16 protein-coding genes and 1 pseudogene are annotated in these 15,215 nt (G+C 66.2%); 11 read left to right on the forward strand and 6 right to left on the reverse strand.

The genetic code is table 11. The features are described 5' to 3' along the window. Positions 1 to 22 precede the first annotated feature (22 nt). Positions 23 to 2,191 (reverse strand): glycoside hydrolase family 3 N-terminal domain-containing protein, encoded by a 2,169-nt coding sequence (locus BLQ70_RS21020; RefSeq protein WP_342028495.1) that lies wholly within the window; start codon positions 2,189 to 2,191, stop codon positions 23 to 25. A gap of 27 nt (positions 2,192 to 2,218) precedes the next feature. After that, positions 2,219 to 2,386 (reverse strand): hypothetical protein, encoded by a 168-nt coding sequence (locus BLQ70_RS25725; protein WP_170843491.1) that lies wholly within the window; start codon positions 2,384 to 2,386, stop codon positions 2,219 to 2,221. Positions 2,387 to 2,501: 115 nt separating this feature from the next. On the opposite strand from BLQ70_RS25725, the gene BLQ70_RS21025 reads away from it, so the two are divergent. From BLQ70_RS21025 to BLQ70_RS21055, 7 genes are all read left to right on the forward strand, one after another. After that, positions 2,502 to 2,738 (forward strand): hypothetical protein, encoded by a 237-nt coding sequence (locus BLQ70_RS21025; RefSeq protein ID WP_091860979.1) that lies wholly within the window; start codon positions 2,502 to 2,504, stop codon positions 2,736 to 2,738. Between the two features lie 595 nt (positions 2,739 to 3,333). Further along, entirely contained in the window at positions 3,334 to 3,870 is a 537-nt protein-coding gene (locus BLQ70_RS21030) for an OsmC family protein (protein ID WP_091860982.1), read from the forward strand. A gap of 50 nt (positions 3,871 to 3,920) precedes the next feature. Then, on the forward strand, positions 3,921 to 4,943 hold the full coding sequence (locus BLQ70_RS21035) for an ABC transporter substrate-binding protein (protein ID WP_091860985.1): 1,023 nt from the start codon (positions 3,921 to 3,923) through the stop codon (positions 4,941 to 4,943). Then, complete coding sequence (locus tag BLQ70_RS21040) at positions 4,930 to 5,949, forward strand: ABC transporter permease (protein WP_091860988.1); 1,020 nt, start codon at positions 4,930 to 4,932, stop codon at positions 5,947 to 5,949. Before BLQ70_RS21035 ends, BLQ70_RS21040 begins: the two co-directional genes overlap by 14 nt. Next, positions 5,943 to 6,749, forward strand: a complete 807-nt coding sequence (locus BLQ70_RS21045) for an ABC transporter ATP-binding protein (RefSeq protein WP_091860991.1) — start codon at positions 5,943 to 5,945, stop codon at positions 6,747 to 6,749. Before BLQ70_RS21040 ends, BLQ70_RS21045 begins: the two co-directional genes overlap by 7 nt. A gap of 38 nt (positions 6,750 to 6,787) precedes the next feature. Further along, positions 6,788 to 7,141: a copper homeostasis periplasmic binding protein CopC gene (gene copC / locus BLQ70_RS21050; protein WP_091860994.1), complete on the forward strand. Its 354-nt coding sequence runs from the start codon at positions 6,788 to 6,790 to the stop codon at positions 7,139 to 7,141. Positions 7,142 to 7,319: 178 nt separating this feature from the next. After that, positions 7,320 to 8,918, forward strand: a complete 1,599-nt coding sequence (locus BLQ70_RS21055; protein ID WP_139163613.1) for a CopD family protein — start codon at positions 7,320 to 7,322, stop codon at positions 8,916 to 8,918. A gap of 97 nt (positions 8,919 to 9,015) precedes the next feature. Here BLQ70_RS21055 and BLQ70_RS25850 read toward each other — a convergent pair. Beyond that, a pseudogene (locus BLQ70_RS25850) lies at positions 9,016 to 9,141 on the reverse strand (PLP-dependent transferase); the annotation flags it as partial. Positions 9,142 to 9,369: 228 nt separating this feature from the next. On the opposite strand from BLQ70_RS25850, the gene BLQ70_RS26270 reads away from it, so the two are divergent. Beyond that, a complete protein-coding gene (locus BLQ70_RS26270) occupies positions 9,370 to 9,633 on the forward strand; it encodes a cytochrome P460 family protein (protein ID WP_091861440.1) in 264 nt (87 codons plus the stop codon). A gap of 68 nt (positions 9,634 to 9,701) precedes the next feature. Beyond that, positions 9,702 to 10,247, forward strand: coding sequence for an ureidoglycolate lyase (locus tag BLQ70_RS21065; RefSeq protein ID WP_091861000.1), 546 nt, complete (start codon positions 9,702 to 9,704; stop codon positions 10,245 to 10,247). A gap of 466 nt (positions 10,248 to 10,713) precedes the next feature. Here BLQ70_RS21065 and BLQ70_RS21070 read toward each other — a convergent pair whose 3' ends face one another. Together BLQ70_RS21070 and BLQ70_RS21075 are read right to left on the reverse strand one after the other, a co-directional pair. Then, the gene (locus BLQ70_RS21070) at positions 10,714 to 12,090 is read right to left on the reverse strand and encodes a PleD family two-component system response regulator (protein WP_091861003.1); all 1,377 of its coding nucleotides are present in this window, start codon (positions 12,088 to 12,090) and stop codon (positions 10,714 to 10,716) included. An 18-nt stretch (positions 12,091 to 12,108) separates the two neighbouring features. Next, positions 12,109 to 12,477 carry a response regulator gene (locus tag BLQ70_RS21075; RefSeq protein WP_061968283.1) on the reverse strand — a complete coding sequence of 123 codons (369 nt, stop codon included), beginning with the start codon at positions 12,475 to 12,477 and terminating at the stop codon, positions 12,109 to 12,111. A 129-nt stretch (positions 12,478 to 12,606) separates the two neighbouring features. On the opposite strand from BLQ70_RS21075, the gene BLQ70_RS21080 reads away from it, so the two are divergent. Both BLQ70_RS21080 and BLQ70_RS21085 read left to right on the forward strand, forming a co-directional pair. Further along, positions 12,607 to 12,897, forward strand: a complete 291-nt coding sequence (locus BLQ70_RS21080) for a DUF3572 domain-containing protein (RefSeq protein ID WP_091861006.1) — start codon at positions 12,607 to 12,609, stop codon at positions 12,895 to 12,897. Continuing rightward, positions 12,894 to 14,243, forward strand: a complete 1,350-nt coding sequence (locus BLQ70_RS21085; RefSeq protein WP_091861009.1) for a DNA polymerase IV — start codon at positions 12,894 to 12,896, stop codon at positions 14,241 to 14,243. The genes BLQ70_RS21080 and BLQ70_RS21085 overlap by 4 nt, the downstream gene beginning before the upstream one ends. Here BLQ70_RS21085 and BLQ70_RS21090 read toward each other — a convergent pair. Further along, positions 14,200 to 15,045 (reverse strand): cell envelope integrity EipB family protein, encoded by an 846-nt coding sequence (locus tag BLQ70_RS21090; RefSeq protein WP_170843492.1) that lies wholly within the window; start codon positions 15,043 to 15,045, stop codon positions 14,200 to 14,202. The genes BLQ70_RS21085 and BLQ70_RS21090 overlap by 44 nt on opposite strands. Between the last annotated feature and the right edge of the window lie 170 nt (positions 15,046 to 15,215).

Below are 15,215 nucleotides of genomic sequence, written 5' to 3' on the forward strand. Positions count from 1 at the left end.
GGCTCGACCATCGGCCCGGGCATCAGGCGACGCTCGGGGGCGGGTTCACCCGCAATTCGAGCATCTGCAACTGCGCCGGGTCGGCGCTCGGCCCGACGAAGACGTCGAAGAGCCCGGGTTCGAGCAGCGGTTCGAGATCGGCGCCGAGGAAACGAAGCTGGTCGGAGGAGAGCGTGAAGCGCACGGTGTTCATCTCACCGGGGGCGAGCGCGACCTTTGTGAAGTCCTTCAATTCCAGCTGAGGCCGCGTGATCGAGGACACGACGTCGCGGATGAACAGGAACACGGTGTGCTCGCCGGCCATCGTCCCCGTATTCTTGACGTCGATCAGGATTTCTGTGGCTTCGCCCGCGGTGATCGTCCATCTGGTCGCGCGCGGATTGGTCAAAAGGAATGTCGTGTAGGACAGCCCGTGGCCGAACGTGAAGCGGGGGTCGTTCGGAATATCGAGGTACTTGCTGGAAAAGTGCTCGGTTTCCAGCCTTGGACGGCCTGTGGGGCGCTCGGCGTAGAAAATCGGGATCTGCCCGACATCGGCGGGCCACGACATCGAGAGTCGACCGCTCGGATTATGAGCACCGCTCAGCACATCGGCAATGGCGCCGGCACCTTCCGAGCCCGGATGCCAGACCGCGAGGATCGCTTTGGCGCCTGCAGCGAGCCAGTCCGGCAAGATCAGCGGCCGGCCCGAGAACAGCAGGACGATGACGGGCCGGCCCGTCTCCAGCATCGCCCGCGCCAGCTCCTGCTGAGGCTGGGGCACGTCGGGATGGGCCCGGCTGCTGGCTTCGCCTGCCATGTCGACTCGCTCGCCGAGGCAAAGGAGAATCGCGTCGCGCTGCCCCGCCTCCCGACGCGCCGCTTCGAGACCGCTGTCATCGGGCTGTTCGACGTGGCTACCGGTGGCAACTGATATCGCAGCCTTGGGAAATGCTGTCTTAAGCCGGTCGACCAACTCGGCGACGCGCTCGTCGGCCGCCGGCTCCGAGGAGCCTCCCACGATTTCGCCAAAGGGGCCGACGATCGCGATGGAACTCAGGCTATTCTTGAGCGGCAGCGTGTCCCCGGAATGGGTCAGGAGCACGATCGACTTGCACGCGGCCTCCCGCGCCAGAGTTCTGCGCGCCGGCTGGGCGCCGACGGCCGCCACGGCCTCGGGCGAACCGCAGCGGCGATAGGGATCGTCGAACAGGCCAAGTTTCAGCTTGAGCAGCAGGATGCGCCGCACCGCTTCGTCGATGCGCGCCATGGTGACGAGACCACGATCGAGCGCCTCGGGCAGCCCATCGACATAGGCGCCCTTGCCCATCATGTCGATGTCGACACCTGCGTTCAACGCAAGCGCGGCCGCCTCGGGCTTGGCTGCGACGCCGTGCAGCAACAGCTCGGCGATGGAACTCCAGTCGCTCACGATCACGCCCTCGAACCCCCAGCGCTCGCGCACCAGACCTCGCAGGAGCGGCACGTGAATGGACATCGGAGTGCCGTTGAGATCGACGAAAGCCGGCATGATGCAGGCGACGCCAGCTTCGACTGCGGCCTTGAACGGTGGCAGGTAGACTTCATGCAGCAGCCGCTCCGACATGTCGACCGAGGCATATTCCCGGCCGGCGAGGACCGCTCCGTAACCGGCAAAATGCTTCGCGGTCGCAGCGATCGCCGTCGGCGGGGCGAGATCGGCCGTCTGATAGCCCCGCACCTTCGCCCGCGCGATCCGCTGGCCGACAAGCGGATCTTCGCCTGGCCCTTCGAGCGTCCGTCCCCAGCGCGGATCCCGCGCGATGTCGATCATCGGAGCAAAGGTCAGGTCGATGCCCTCGACTGCGCATTCCTCGGCCGCCACGCGAGCGGTCGCTTCCCACAGCGTTGGATCGAAGGCCGACGATTCCCCAAGCGGGATCGGGAACATCGTTCTCAGCCCATAGAGAACATCCAGCGAGAAGAAGAGGGGAATCCGGAGGCGCGAGCCCTCGACGGCGTGCCGCTGCGCATCCCGGATGCGCTCCGGCCCGACTAGGTTCAGGAGGCTGCCGACCTCACCGTTCTGGATGGCGGCGGATGTGACTGGCGCGGAGGCGGGGCCCGTCTGCACCAGCTCGCCGCTCAGCATGGTGAGCTGTCCGACCTTCTCCTTCAGCGTCATGGCACCGATAAGCTTTTCGATCCCCTCGCGATCCATCGGCGCTGTCATCGACCGTTCCTTCAGACCTCAGGCATCTCAAAACCATCCCTCATAAAACAAATGGGTCAGGATGCCGTTTGCCACCATAGGCATTCGCGCGCATTTTTGCTGCAGCAGCCCCTCAACGACGAAGGCAAGCAGGATGTCGTCGAGGACCGGTTGAACTCGGCCACGCAGTTTTCCGTTTCCGGCAGCGATGGCCAACCGTTGCGTTGGGTTGCGACAACCGGACGCTCCAGATGTCGGCTACGAGTCAGCTTAAACCCCGCTGTCGTCTCCCGAACCGCTCGCCCGGAAGCAGACATTCCCGACGTCCGCTATGGGCCATTTCCGGGCAGTTCCGGACACTCTGGCCCAGGCGAGGCTGCGCACCATCGTCGGCGTTGGCATACCGCTCGACGCCATCGAGGGTAAAATGAAGCTGAACCGGGACAAGTCGATCAAAGATCGGCTCCGCGTCATAGCGGCTCTCGAGGAGCGAGGTGGCGAGAACGGAATAGCCATCGCCGACGTCATCCGTAGTCAACCCGACATCTTGGTCGCCATCGCGGGCTAAGTTTGAGGAGTCCGGGCGCCTAGCCAGAAGGACGCAACCTCCCCGGCTCGGGGGTCCTCCCCGCGCACAGCGGATAAGGTCGCCGCCTGCCGGTGCGAACGCAAGCCCCGGAAATCGCCACGGTCCGACATCCGGTCGATGCGGTGAAGATGTCGATCGCCTCGTCACCTCGCCGGATACAAAACAAATCATCGCGTTCTGCCGCGAAAAACGCATATTCTATTTCATTGCCAATAATAATGACCCAAGCAATAATATTGAACGCGATGGCGTTTTCAGCGTCTTCGCCGCGGGATTTGCTGGAGCAGCTTGCGCCGCGTCAACAACGCTAAAAGCACCACGATGTCTCGTGGGCTCCTTTTGTTTTGGAGACGCGAATGTCCATGACGTTCAGCACAGCAGAGTTCGCAGCCGGCTCGCTCTTCCATCGACGGCTCTGACCGTCGGAGCCTGAGGACGGGCCGCCTCTCCGCGCACGTTCCGAGCCGATTCACACATCAGGCAAAGCAATCTCGCGCCAGCCGCAATCGCGGCTGTGCGACCGAGCGCGCGCGTCTGTCCAGATCCCTTCATCACGCCAGACCGGGACGCCACCATGTCCAATCTCACGGAATATCTCGCCCAGAAACGCGACGCCCTGCTGCGCCGCAAGGCCCATGCCCGCTCGGGAGAAGCCAGTCCGCTGAAGCTGCAGGCGCAAGCCCATGCCGAGGGTCGCAGCGGCGTCCGGCGCATCCGCATCCGCGACTTCCAGGTGATCAGCGACAGCCCGCCGGATTTCGCCGGCTACGATCTTGGGCCGAGCTCGCCTGAACTGCTGCTCGGCGCACTGTCGAGCTGCCTGACCCATACCTACCTGATCCAGGCCGCCGACCAGCAGATCGCCCTGGAGGATGTCTGGGTCGAGGTGCACGGCCAGCTCGACCCGCGCGCCGGAACGCCCGGCCACGAGACCACGCCGATCTATCCGCACGACCTGTCCTACACCGTCAGGCTCACGACGGACGCGACCGAGCTCGACGCCCTGAATGCCGCCGTCGAGCGCTTCTGCCCGATCCTGAACCTGCTCCGGCAGAGTGTCGAAGTGCGCGGCACCGTCGAGCGCGTGCCGGCCAATCGCGCGGCAGCCTGACCCTTTCCCGAATGACCATGCAGCCGCGTGCAGAGCGGCAAGGAGCGACCATGACCCAGCAGACGACCTTCCCCTCCCGCCGCACCTTGTTGCGCGGAGCCGCCGCGCTTGCCGCCGCACCGCTGGCCGGTTTGGCCGGGCAACATGCTTTCGCTCAAGCCTCGCCGCTGAAGCAGCGTCAGACGATCAAGCTCGCCTGGGGCCAGACGGCCGTCTGCCAGTCGCCGATCTCGGTCGCGCTGAAGCAAGGCCTGTTCGAAAAGTACAATCTCGCGGTGGAGCCGGTGAATTTCAGCGGCCCGACCGACGCCCTGCTGCAAGCGATCGCGACCGGCCATGCCGATGGCGGCATCGGCATGGCGCTGCGCTGGCTGAAGCCGCTGGAGCAGGGCTTCGATGTCGGCCTCACCGTCGGCACTCATGGCGGCTGCATGCGCCTGCTGGTGCCCGAGGCCGCCAATATCGGCAGCCTGAAAGACCTGAAGGGCAAATCCATCGCCGTCACCGATCCGGCAAGCCCGGTGCGCAACTTCTTCGCCATCCGCCTCGCCGAGATCGGGCTCGATCCCGAGAAGGACGTGAGCTGGGTGCAGTATCCGCAGGACCTGTTCGGCGAGGCGCTGAAGAAGGGAGAGGTTCAGGCGCTCGCCGGCGACGACCCGCATCTCTACCTGATCCGCGAGCGCGACAAGCTCATCGAGCTCGCCACCAATCTCGAAGGCCAGTACGCGAAATCGACCTGCTGCGTGCTCGGCCTGCGCGGTGCCCTGATCCGCGACCAGCCCGAGGTTGCCGGCGCGATCTCGCGCGCCATCGTCGAGGCGCAGGCCTGGACCGCGGCCAATCCCGACAAGACGGCCGAGATCTTCGCGCCTTTCGTCCCGGCCAAGGTCACGCCCGAGACGGTGGCGGCGATTCTGCGCAGCCACACTCATGATCATCACTCCACCGGCGCGGCGCTGCGCGGCGACGTCGCGCTGTTCACCGAGCAGCTCAAGCTCGTCAACGTGATCCGCAAGAACACCGACGCCAAGGCCTTCGCGCAGAAGATCGTGCCCCATGTCCCCGTTTGAACAGACCGGCTCCACATCGGCCTTCGACCAGCCGCGCCTGCAGGTCGATGGCTCGGTGCTGGCGCGGGGCGCGCTCGCCACGGCCGCCTGGACCGCGGTCGCGGCCTCCGTCACGCTGCTCGCCAACAGGAAGGTCGGCTTTGCCGACCCGCTCTATGTCGGCGAGACCAATGCCGGCTTCATCGGCTGGGCCGTCCTGCTGGCGCTGGCGACGGCTGTCGGGGCGCTTTGGCCGCCGCTCGGCCGGCGCCTCGGCCGGGCGGCACCCTGGCTCGTCGTCCTCGCGCTCTTCGTCGGCATCTGGGACCTGCTGACGGCGAAGCTCGGCCTGCTGCCCGTGCCCTTCTTTGCTCCGCCATCGGCGCTGGTCGAGGTCTATGCGGAGGACTGGCCGCGGCTCGGCGAGAGCGTGCTGCATTCGCTGCGCCTGCTGGCATTCGGCTTCCTGTTCGGCACGATCTCCGGCTTCGTGACCGGCGTGGCGATCGGCTGGTCGCGCGGGCTGGGCTACTGGGTCCATCCGGTGCTGCGTTTCCTCGGGCCGATCCCCTCGACCGCGCTCCTGCCGATGGCGTTCTTCTTCTTCCCGTCGAGCTTCTCGGCCGCGATCTTCCTGATCGCACTCGCCACCTGGTTTCCGGTCACGGTGCTGACCTGGTCCGGCGTCGCCAGCGTCGACAAGGCCTATTACGACGTAGCCCGGACGCTGGGCGCCGGCCGTGCCTTCCTGATCTTCAAGGTCGCGATCCCTGCCGCCCTGCCCCATGTCTTCGTCGGCCTGTTCATGGGGCTCGGCGCCTCGTTCTCGGTGCTGGTCGCGGCCGAGATGATGGGGGTCAAATCCGGGCTCGGCTACTACCTGCAATGGGCGCAGGGCTGGGCCGCCTATGCCAACATGTACGGCGCGCTGATCGTGATGGCGCTGATCTTCTCGAGCCTGATCACGCTGCTCTTCGCGCTGCGCGATCGTCTGCTCGGCTGGCAGAAGGATGTGGTGAAATGGTAACCGCGCAGCTCGCCGTCTCGACACAACCCGGCGCGCCTGCGTCCAACGGTGCCGAACTCACGATCGCCGGCGTCTCGCACGCCTTCGATCTCGAAGGCCGCCCGTTGCCGGTGCTCGACGACATCGATCTCGATATCCGGGCCGGCGAGTTCGTCGCCCTGCTCGGGCCGAGCGGTTGCGGCAAGTCGACCTTGCTCAGACTGGTCGCAGGGCTCGAACAGCCCTCGCGGGGCCGCATCGCGGCGGCGGGTGAGGAGATCACCACGCCCGATCCCTCTCGCGTCGTCGTCTTCCAGGACCCGACGCTTTATCCCTGGCGCACGGTCTGGAAGAACGTCGCGCTGGGGCTGGAGGCGCGCGGCCTGCTCGCCAGCCAGAAGGGCCGCGTCGACGACGCCCTGAAGACTGTCGGCCTCGCCGGTTTCGAACGGGCGTTCCCGCGTCAGCTTTCAGGCGGCATGGCCCAGCGCGCCGCACTGGCCCGCGCCCTCGTCAACGATCCCAGCGTACTCATCCTCGACGAGCCGCTCGGCAAGCTCGACTCGCTGACGCGGATCGCGATGCAAACCGAGATCGCCGAGCTCTGGCGCCAGCGCGGCTTCACCACCTTGCTCGTCACCCATGATGTCGAGGAGGCGCTGTTCCTGGCCCAGCGCGTCATCGTGCTGAGCGAGCGTCCAGCCCGGATCAAGGCCGAGATCGTCAACGACCTGCCCTACCCACGCCATCGTAGCGATCCGCGCCTGGCGGAATTGCGCGGGCAGGCGCTCGCCCATCTCGGGCTCGACGCGAGCTGGTAGGCCCGCAATCTCACTTCTTTCATCGCAGGATCATTTCCATGTCTCGACGCATCGGGCTGGCGTTTGCCCTTTCTCTCGCCGCATCGCAGGCCTTCGCGCATGCGCATCTCAAGACCGCCTCTCCGGCCGATGGCGCAACGGTGGCCGCTCCGGCGGAAATCACCCTCGGCTTCACCGAGGACCTTGAAGCCAAGCTAAGCAGCATCACTGTCAAGGATGCCCGCGGCGGGGTCGTCAGCGCAGCACCGGCAGAGGCCGTACCCGGCGATCGCAAGGCGCTGAAGGTCCGGCTCAAGCCGGTTTCGGCGGGCACCTACACCGTCGAATGGGCCGCGACTTCGGTCGATACCCACCGCGTCACCGGGCAGTATCGGTTCACCGTCAGGCCTTGATGTGGATGTTCTAATCGGGGCGGCGCTGCCGGCGGCCCGCTGGCTCCACCTGGCCGCCCTGCTCTCCGGCCTGGGCATCGAGGCCTTTCGCCTGCTGTCGCAAGGCCCGCTCGCCACAACGCCGGGTGGCCGGCAACTGCTGCGCCGCCTGTCCTCCTGCAGCCGGTTCTCGGTCATCTTGGCGCTCGCGGGCGGGGCGGTCTGGTTCTGGCTGCAAGGCAGCTCCATGCTGGGACGCCCCCTGGACAGCCTCGAGAGCGTTGGCGTCGTAGCGGAGACACGCTTCGGCGAAGTGCTGCTGTCGCGCGCCGGCTTACTCGCCCTTGCGGGCTTGCTCCTGCGTGGCGACGGCGTTGTCCGAACAGGCGCGCTGCTTCTCATGACCATCGCGGGTCTGATGCAGGGTCTGCTCGGGCATGGAGCCGCCACGGACTTCTGGACGACGGCGGCTCTGGGACTTCACGTCGTGGCAGCCGGCCTTTGGCTCGGCGCATTGGCCCCGCTTCTGGCCGTCTGCCGGATGCTGCCGGCCCCGGCGCCCCTGCTCGCCCGCCGTTTCACGCCGCTCGGTCTGGCTTGCGTAACCGTTCTCGCCGCGACATCCATCCTTCAGGTGCAAGCACTGGTCGGCGCCCTGCCTGGGCTGCTGGGCACCGCATACGGCCGGCTTGCCATCGCCAAGATCGCCCTGTTCGGCGGCCTCCTGCTGCTTGCTGCCGCCAATCGCATCCGCTTCGTACCCGCAGCGGCGGCATCAGGCTCGACGCGTGCCCTCGGCCTGTCGATCGCCTCGGAAACCGGGCTCGGGCTGGCGATCGTAGCCGTTGCGGCGGCACTGGCCAACGAGCCCCCCGCGATCCACGAACAGCCGACCTGGCCTTTCGCTTTCAGGCCGGTGCCCGCGCCATGGAACGACGCCTATCTTCGCGACGGGCTGTCTCGCCTGCTTGTCCCCGCCACCATTGCCCTCGCACTTTTCGCCCTGGCGGCCGGGTTCCGAAAATTACGCTGGCCGGCCCTTCTCGCCGGGGCCGCCGCATTGACCTTCGCCCAGATTCCGCCTTGGCGTCCCTATGTCGTCGCTGCGGTTCCGACGAGCTTCCAGCTATCTCCCACCGGCTATGGCGCACGCTCGATCGCGGCAGGGCGCGAGCTGTTCCAACGCGATTGCGCAAGCTGTCACGGCGCGGACGCGCGCGGGCGCGGCCCGGTCGCGGTCGCGCAATCCGTCTGGCCACCAGACCTCTCCGCGCCGCTGATCGCCGGGCGCCCCGGCGGCGAACTGTTCTGGTCGATCCGCCACGGCAGCGGCCCGATGCCGCCGGCCGCGCAACTGGACGATGCCGCGATCTGGTCGCTGGTCGACTTTATCCGCTTGCGTGCCGGAGCCCGCATCTTCTCGCCGCCGGAGATGCGCTGGTCCGGAGCGGCGCGGATGCCGGGTTTCGTCGCCCGTTGCGCCAACGGCACCCTCGTCACTCCCGGCAACGGAGCCCCCTTGCGTGTTTGGATCGGGGGTGACGAGCATGGGGCCGGCGCACGGGTGCAGGTCGACGATTCCGCGCGGCTATGCCCTGTCGAGGATCCCGAGCCATTGGCGGCAGCCCTGGCCGAAGTCACCGCCAGCGCTTCGGCGCCTGCTCTGGTTCTCGTCGATGCGAATGGTTGGCTACGACGCGCATTCAAGACGGAAAGCAGCGCCGCACCGGATATGGTCGCGTCCGAACTCGCCGAGATTCGTCGAAGCCCTCTGGATGGAACCGCTCTGCATCACTGATGGCCGCCCTTGTCGCCGAAGACATCCCTGAGACGCAGATCGACGGAATTCCGGCGCGGGATGTCGGGCTCCAGGCGAACGCCTGGGCACGAGATGGTCAGGAACCGCCCCGATTGGCTGCGACGAGTGCTCTTTCCAGATCCGCGATCAGGTCCTCGACATCCTCGAGGCCGATCTGGAGGCGGATGAGCGTGTCCTCGGCATCGGCCCGCTTCAGCGTTCGGGCCAGGATCGGACTCCAAGGCCGACTATGCCAAGGGCGTCCACTACGCCACGGTCAATCGCGAGACCATCCGCGAGGAGCTGTTCGTCAGCCCTGAAGCCATCGAGGCCTTGAAGCCATCGAAGCCGTAAAGGTTGGCCGCCCGATGCCGAGTGGCACGGTGATCACCATGGAAGATCACCGCGACGGCAAACTCTATCGCTACCTGGTCATGGAGAAACGGACCGGCTGGGCGCCGGCCACGCGCCGGAGCTCAGGACCGGTGATTGGGAGTTCCAGTGGTTCAATCCCGACCGGAGTCCGAAGGCCCGAGAGAATCTCGACCGCTGCCGGTCCTGCCATGTCGGGCAAGCCGCGAACGACTTCGTCTTCACGGCCGACCGGATGAAGGCTGCGCGGCAAGATGGTGGCCTCGAAGCCCGCCATGCCGGGAAGGTCATCGCCTGGGTCGCTCGATCATCATCCGCCATCACGCAGCTCGACAGATCGTGATGGCATGAGCCAGAACGGCAGCATCGGGCGCGCATATCCGCCCCGGATGCCGCGGGAGAAAGACCGACATGATGCCTGGCAATGAGATCAAGGGCGGGCTTCCCTCGCCTCACCCGTTGCGCGTGATCCCGGTCACGAAAATCGCCTTCGAGCCCTTCGGCTGGCTGGTGGAAACGGGCGATTCCGGCCGGGCTGCGAATAACGGGACGGCGCGCCGGCACGACGTCCACGCGCATACCGCCGCCGACGTCCCGCCAGGGTCCAGGCTCGTCACTTCGATCTTCGAAGCGACGCGGCAGCAGCCGGCTCCCGCCATCACGATGCTCGAGCGGCATGTGAATTCGGTTCAATTGATCATGCCGTTGGGTGGCGCCGGCCACATCGTCGTCGTCAGCCAAGCCGGCGCGGACGGCACGCCCGATCTTTCGACGCTCGCCGCCTTCGCCTTCACCGCGTCGCAGGGAATGGTCTACCGCAAGGGGCTCTGGCACCATCCGATCATGGCGGTCGGCGCGGATGCCCGCTTCCTTGTCCAGTCCTGGCAGAACGGCACCGAGGCCGATTGCGAAATCCGCGCCATCGGGCCCGTGGCACTGGCTCAGGACGTCCTCTGAGCACCCGCCAAGTATCGCGTGAAGTATTCGTATGATTTCTGCAAGTGCCGCCTCGCAAGGCGGGGTGGCCGGCCGGCGACGGTTCTGAGGAGGCCAGAATTCCGTCACCGACCGGCCGAGCCCTTCGGTTTCCCAGGAGATGCGGCGGACCTGAGCACCCGAGGGGCGTTTCGGAGCGATCTTTGAAATCGCTGCGTCGCACAATCTCTACAATGCGCCGCATCCGAATCAATCAAATCCGGCCGATCGACCCTCTTCATCGATCGTTAACCCTACCCACTAAGCTTAAAGCTCGCGACCGTCGCCGGAGCAGAAACGCTATTCACGCATCGACTTCAGAAGCTTGTCTCAGGAACTTGAGAACAAGCGCGAAGGCACCGTGAAAACGCTGCGCCAAGCGCCCGCTGCACATGCAAGCGCCCTCCCGAACGATGGCTGAAGCAGGCTCCGACGCCCGGTTGACCAGCTATGCCGCGCTGGCGACGATCACGCGGTTGCGGCCGCTCGCCTTGGCCCGGTAGAGCGCATCATCGGCCCGCTTCATCATGTCGGCGGAGGAGGCATCGCCAGCGCGCCGGCTCGAGACGCCGACCGACACCGTGACCTTGATGTCGCGCGTATTGTTCTGGACCGCGAAAGGCGCGTTCTCGACGCGCTCGCGGATACGTTCGGCGACACAATAGGCGGCATCGCGCCCGGTATCGGGCAGCACCACGACAACCTCCTCGCCGCCCATGCGCGCGACGAGGTCGATGCCGCGCGTGCAGGCGCGCACGCGATCGGCGAATTCGCGCAGGACTTCGTCGCCGACATCATGGCCCCAGCTGTCGTTGACCGACTTGAAATGGTCGATATCGAGGACCAGCAGCGACAAGGAGCGGGCCCGCAACGCCGATTCGTCGAACATCGCCGCGAGCCGGTTATCCATGAAACGGCGATTATGCAGCCCCGTGAGCTGGTCCATCACCGCCATTTCCATCGAGGACTGGACGCTGTCGCGCAGCCGCTCGGTAAAGCGCTTGCGGCGCACCTGGGTGCGCACGCGCGCCAGCAATTCGTTGCGGTCGATCGGACGCAGCAGGAAATCATGCGCCCCGATCTCGAGGCCACGCAGGATGCGGTCGCGGTCCTCGGTCTCCCCCATCAGCAGCACGGAGATGTTGCGGGTGCGCTCCAGCGAGCGCAACTGGCTGCACAGGCGCAGGCCATCCTGTCCCTGCAGGTCCAGGCTGACGACGACCGCGTCGAACTCGCCTTCGGCAGAGCGTATGACGGCCTGCTGGGCATCGCTCTCGACCTCGACGGCATGGAAGGCCGAGAGCGCGCTCTGCAGCCTTTCGGCGACATTGGGACGGTCCTCGACCAGCAGGATGCGGCCGTTCAGGCCGGTCTCGGCCGCCGCCGTCGCCAGCGGATCGGCGATACCCAGCCGGACGGAAGCGACGGCGCGGCTGCGCAATTCGTCGGTCATCGCCTTCAGCCGCGCTAGGCTGCGCACGCGGGCGAAGAGCGCGGTATCGTCGAGCGGCTTGGTCAGGAAGTCGTCGGCGCCGGCATCGAGCCCCTGCAGGCGATCGCGGGGCTGGTCGAGCGTGGTGACGATGATGACGGGAATATGCGCGGTCGCGGGTGCCCCCTTCAGCCGCCGGCAGACGTCGAAGCCGTTCATGCCCGGCATCATCACGTCAAGCAGGACGATATCGACCTCGCCGCGCTCGCAGAGGGCAATTGCATCACGCCCGTTCGTCGCCGTGACCACGCCGAAATACTCTGCCGAAAGCTTGGCTTCGAGCAGCTTCACATTCGCGGGAATGTCGTCGACGACGAGGACGCGGGCAGTCATGGCTGTGCTTTCGCCGGCTCAGGCCGCGCCGGCATAGGTGCGGACAGTTTCCAGGAACTTCGCGACCGAGATCGGCTTGGAGAGATAGGCCTCGCAGCCGCCTTCCCTGATCCGCTCCTCGTCGCCCTTCATCGCGAAGGCCGTGACCGCGACGACCGGGATGGACTTCAGGTCGTCATCCTCCTTGATCCATTTGGTGACCTCGAGCCCGGAGACCTCCGGAAGCTGGATATCCATCAGGATCAGCGCCGGATGATGCGTCCGCGCCAGCTCGATCGCCTCGATGCCATCCGACGTCTTCAGCGTCGCATAGCCATGGGCTTCGAGCAGATCGTTGAAGAGCTTCATGTTGAGCTCGTTGTCCTCGACGATCAGAACAGTCTTCATCGGGCCGCCCTTCATTTGCGCCGGGAGCGCCACACCGATGGCGGGCTTTCCAAATTGGCGGCATCATCAGATGATTGCGTAGCACGCGAGCAGTTGACGAAACGCAAACCGGATACGCGACTCCATCCCATGATACGACGCCCCACAACGGACGAGGCAGAGGCGCTCGCGCTGCAGGCTCTGGCCTTCCTGGCTTCCGAACCCGAGCGGATCGAGCCGTTTCTGAGCACGACCGGCCTCAACCCGGCCAATCTGCGCCAGGCTGCCGGCGAGCCCGGCTTCCTCGCCGCCGTGCTCGACCATATCGGCTCGAGCGATTCGCTCCTCCTGGAATTTGCCGGAAATTTAAGGCTGAATCCCGAAATCGTCGCCGATGCCAGGCGCGTCCTCTCCGGGCCGGAGCCGGACGACTTCTCTTGAGCGCGGGCGCGCCCTCGTCGCGCTGGCTCTGCCGCGACTGCCTGGCGGACCACGAAGCGCTCGGCCCGCCGAAGCGCTGCCCGGCCTGCGGCTCGCCGCGATTGCTCGGCCATGCCGAGCGCGACAGCTTGAGCCTCGCCCATATCGATTGCGACGCCTTCTACGCCACGATCGAGAAGCGCGACGATCCCTCATTGCAGGACAAGCCGGTCATCGTCGGCGGCGGCAAGCGCGGCGTGGTCTCGACCTGCTGCTACATCGCCCGCACCTATGGCGTGCGCTCGGCCATGCCGATGTTCAAGGCGCTGAAGGCCTGCCCGGAAGCCGTGGTGGTCAAGCCCAACATGGCGAAATACGTCGCGGTCGGCCGCGAGGTCCGGCAGTTGATGCGCGAATTGACGCCGCTGGTCGAGCCGCTCTCGATCGATGAGGCTTTCCTCGATCTTTCCGGCACGGAGCGGCTGCACCATGCCAGCCCGGCGGTGACGCTGGCGCGCTTCGCGGGACATATCGAGGCCGAGCTCGGCATCACCATCTCGGTCGGTTTGTCCTATGCCAAGTTCCTGGCCAAGGTCGCCTCCGATCTCGACAAGCCGCGCGGCTTCTCGATCATCGGGCGGGCGGAGGCGATAGCCTTCCTCGCGGGGAAGCCGATCAGCCTGATCCCCGGCATGGGCCCGGCCGGCGTCGCGAGACTGGCGGAAGGCGGCTTCAAGCTCATCGGCGACCTGCGTGAGGCGCCCGTCGACAAGCTCTTCAAGCTCGCCGGCAAGGACGGCCCGCGCTTGCGCAATCTCGCCAACGGCATCGATACCCGCCAGGTCACGCCCGAGCGCGAGACCAAGAGCGTCTCAAGCGAGACCACGCTCGACGTCGATCTCGCCCGCTTCGAGGAGCTCGAGCCGATCCTGTGGCGGCTCTGCGAGAAGACCTCGAAACGGCTGAAAGCACAGGAGCTTGCCGGCCGGACCATCACCCTGAAGCTGAAGACCGCCGATTTCCAGATCATCACCCGCGCCGCCCGCCTGCCGGAACCGACGCAGCTCGCCGCCCGCCTCTTCACGGCGGGGCGCGACTTGCTGAAGCGCGAATGCAACGGGGCGCATTACCGGTTGATCGGCATCGGCGCGAGCGACTTCAGCCCACCGGAGGCCGCCGACCACGGCGATCTCGCCGACACCGCGACACCGCGTCTCAAGGCGATGGAGGGCGCGCTCGACAAGCTGCGTGCCCGCTTCGGCGACGAGGCGATCGGCAAGGGCCTGAGCCTCAGATTGCCGCAGCGTCGCTCGTCGGAACCCGCTATTTCGCGCAAGGCTCCTGAGGAAGAAGATCCAGACGCGTGAGCGTGCCGCGCAGCGCGAACGAACCGTAATCGAGCCGGATCGCGCCGGTGACGCCGTTCTCGTAGAGCTCGAAGGCGATGCTGTAGGCCGGCGTCGATTCGCCCGATCCCGCCTTGAAATAGGAGATCGTCACTGGCCAGCGCGCCATCTTCTCGAATTCGGGGCGCTGCAGCGGCTTCTCGGAAGGCTCCGCCTCGATGCGCTTTCCGATGATCGAGAGCGTGTCATAGACCTCCTTGCCGGAATTCGCACCGTCATAGAGGCGCACGCTCAGCGTCTTCTGGCCGGCGCGCGCAGCCTGGATCACGGCCTTCATCTGCGCGTTCGGGAACAACGCGTCATTCGCCTCGCGATAGATCTCGGCCTTGGGCTGGCGCAGCTTCACCTCATAACCGCTGCCGTTCTTCTGCGCGGTGCCGTCGACGGTATCGGGCTTGGCGCCGCCCGCGGTGCTTTCGGTCTTGAAGCGGTAATTCGCGCCGTCGCCGGCCTCGAAGCTGGTGGTGCGGGCGTCGATCAGGCGTGGCCCGGCCTCGGTGCCGAGCTGCGTCACCTGCCGAAAGGACAGCGCATAGCCCTCGCAGGCATCGCCGGTGAACTCGAAGGCGATGCGGCCCTTCGCGGTCTCGATATTCCCGGACGGTTTGCCGTTGTCGAGCACGAGATCATAGACCGCACGATGCGGCGCGAGCACCACCCGCTCCGTCGCTGCCTGAGCCCAGGCGGGCGCCGCGGCCAGAACCAGCGCCCCCGCGAAAACCCCGCTCGCCTTCGTCGCGAGCTTCGAGACTGTTCCGTTCATGCGCCGCTTGTCCATTGTGACCTGTGCGAAATCTAGGTGCATCGCGGCAATGGCGCAAACATGGCGAAGCCCCCGCTCTTGAGCATCGCATCAGCCCTGCCCGCCCGACATGCCCCGATGCTTGCGAGGGTCGTCCGCTTCGGCCATGAAAGGCATGCCCGAAGGCACCC

The organism is Allobosea robiniae, assembly GCF_900102525.1.
In the GTDB taxonomy this organism is placed as follows: domain Bacteria; phylum Pseudomonadota; class Alphaproteobacteria; order Rhizobiales; family Beijerinckiaceae; genus Allobosea; species Allobosea robiniae.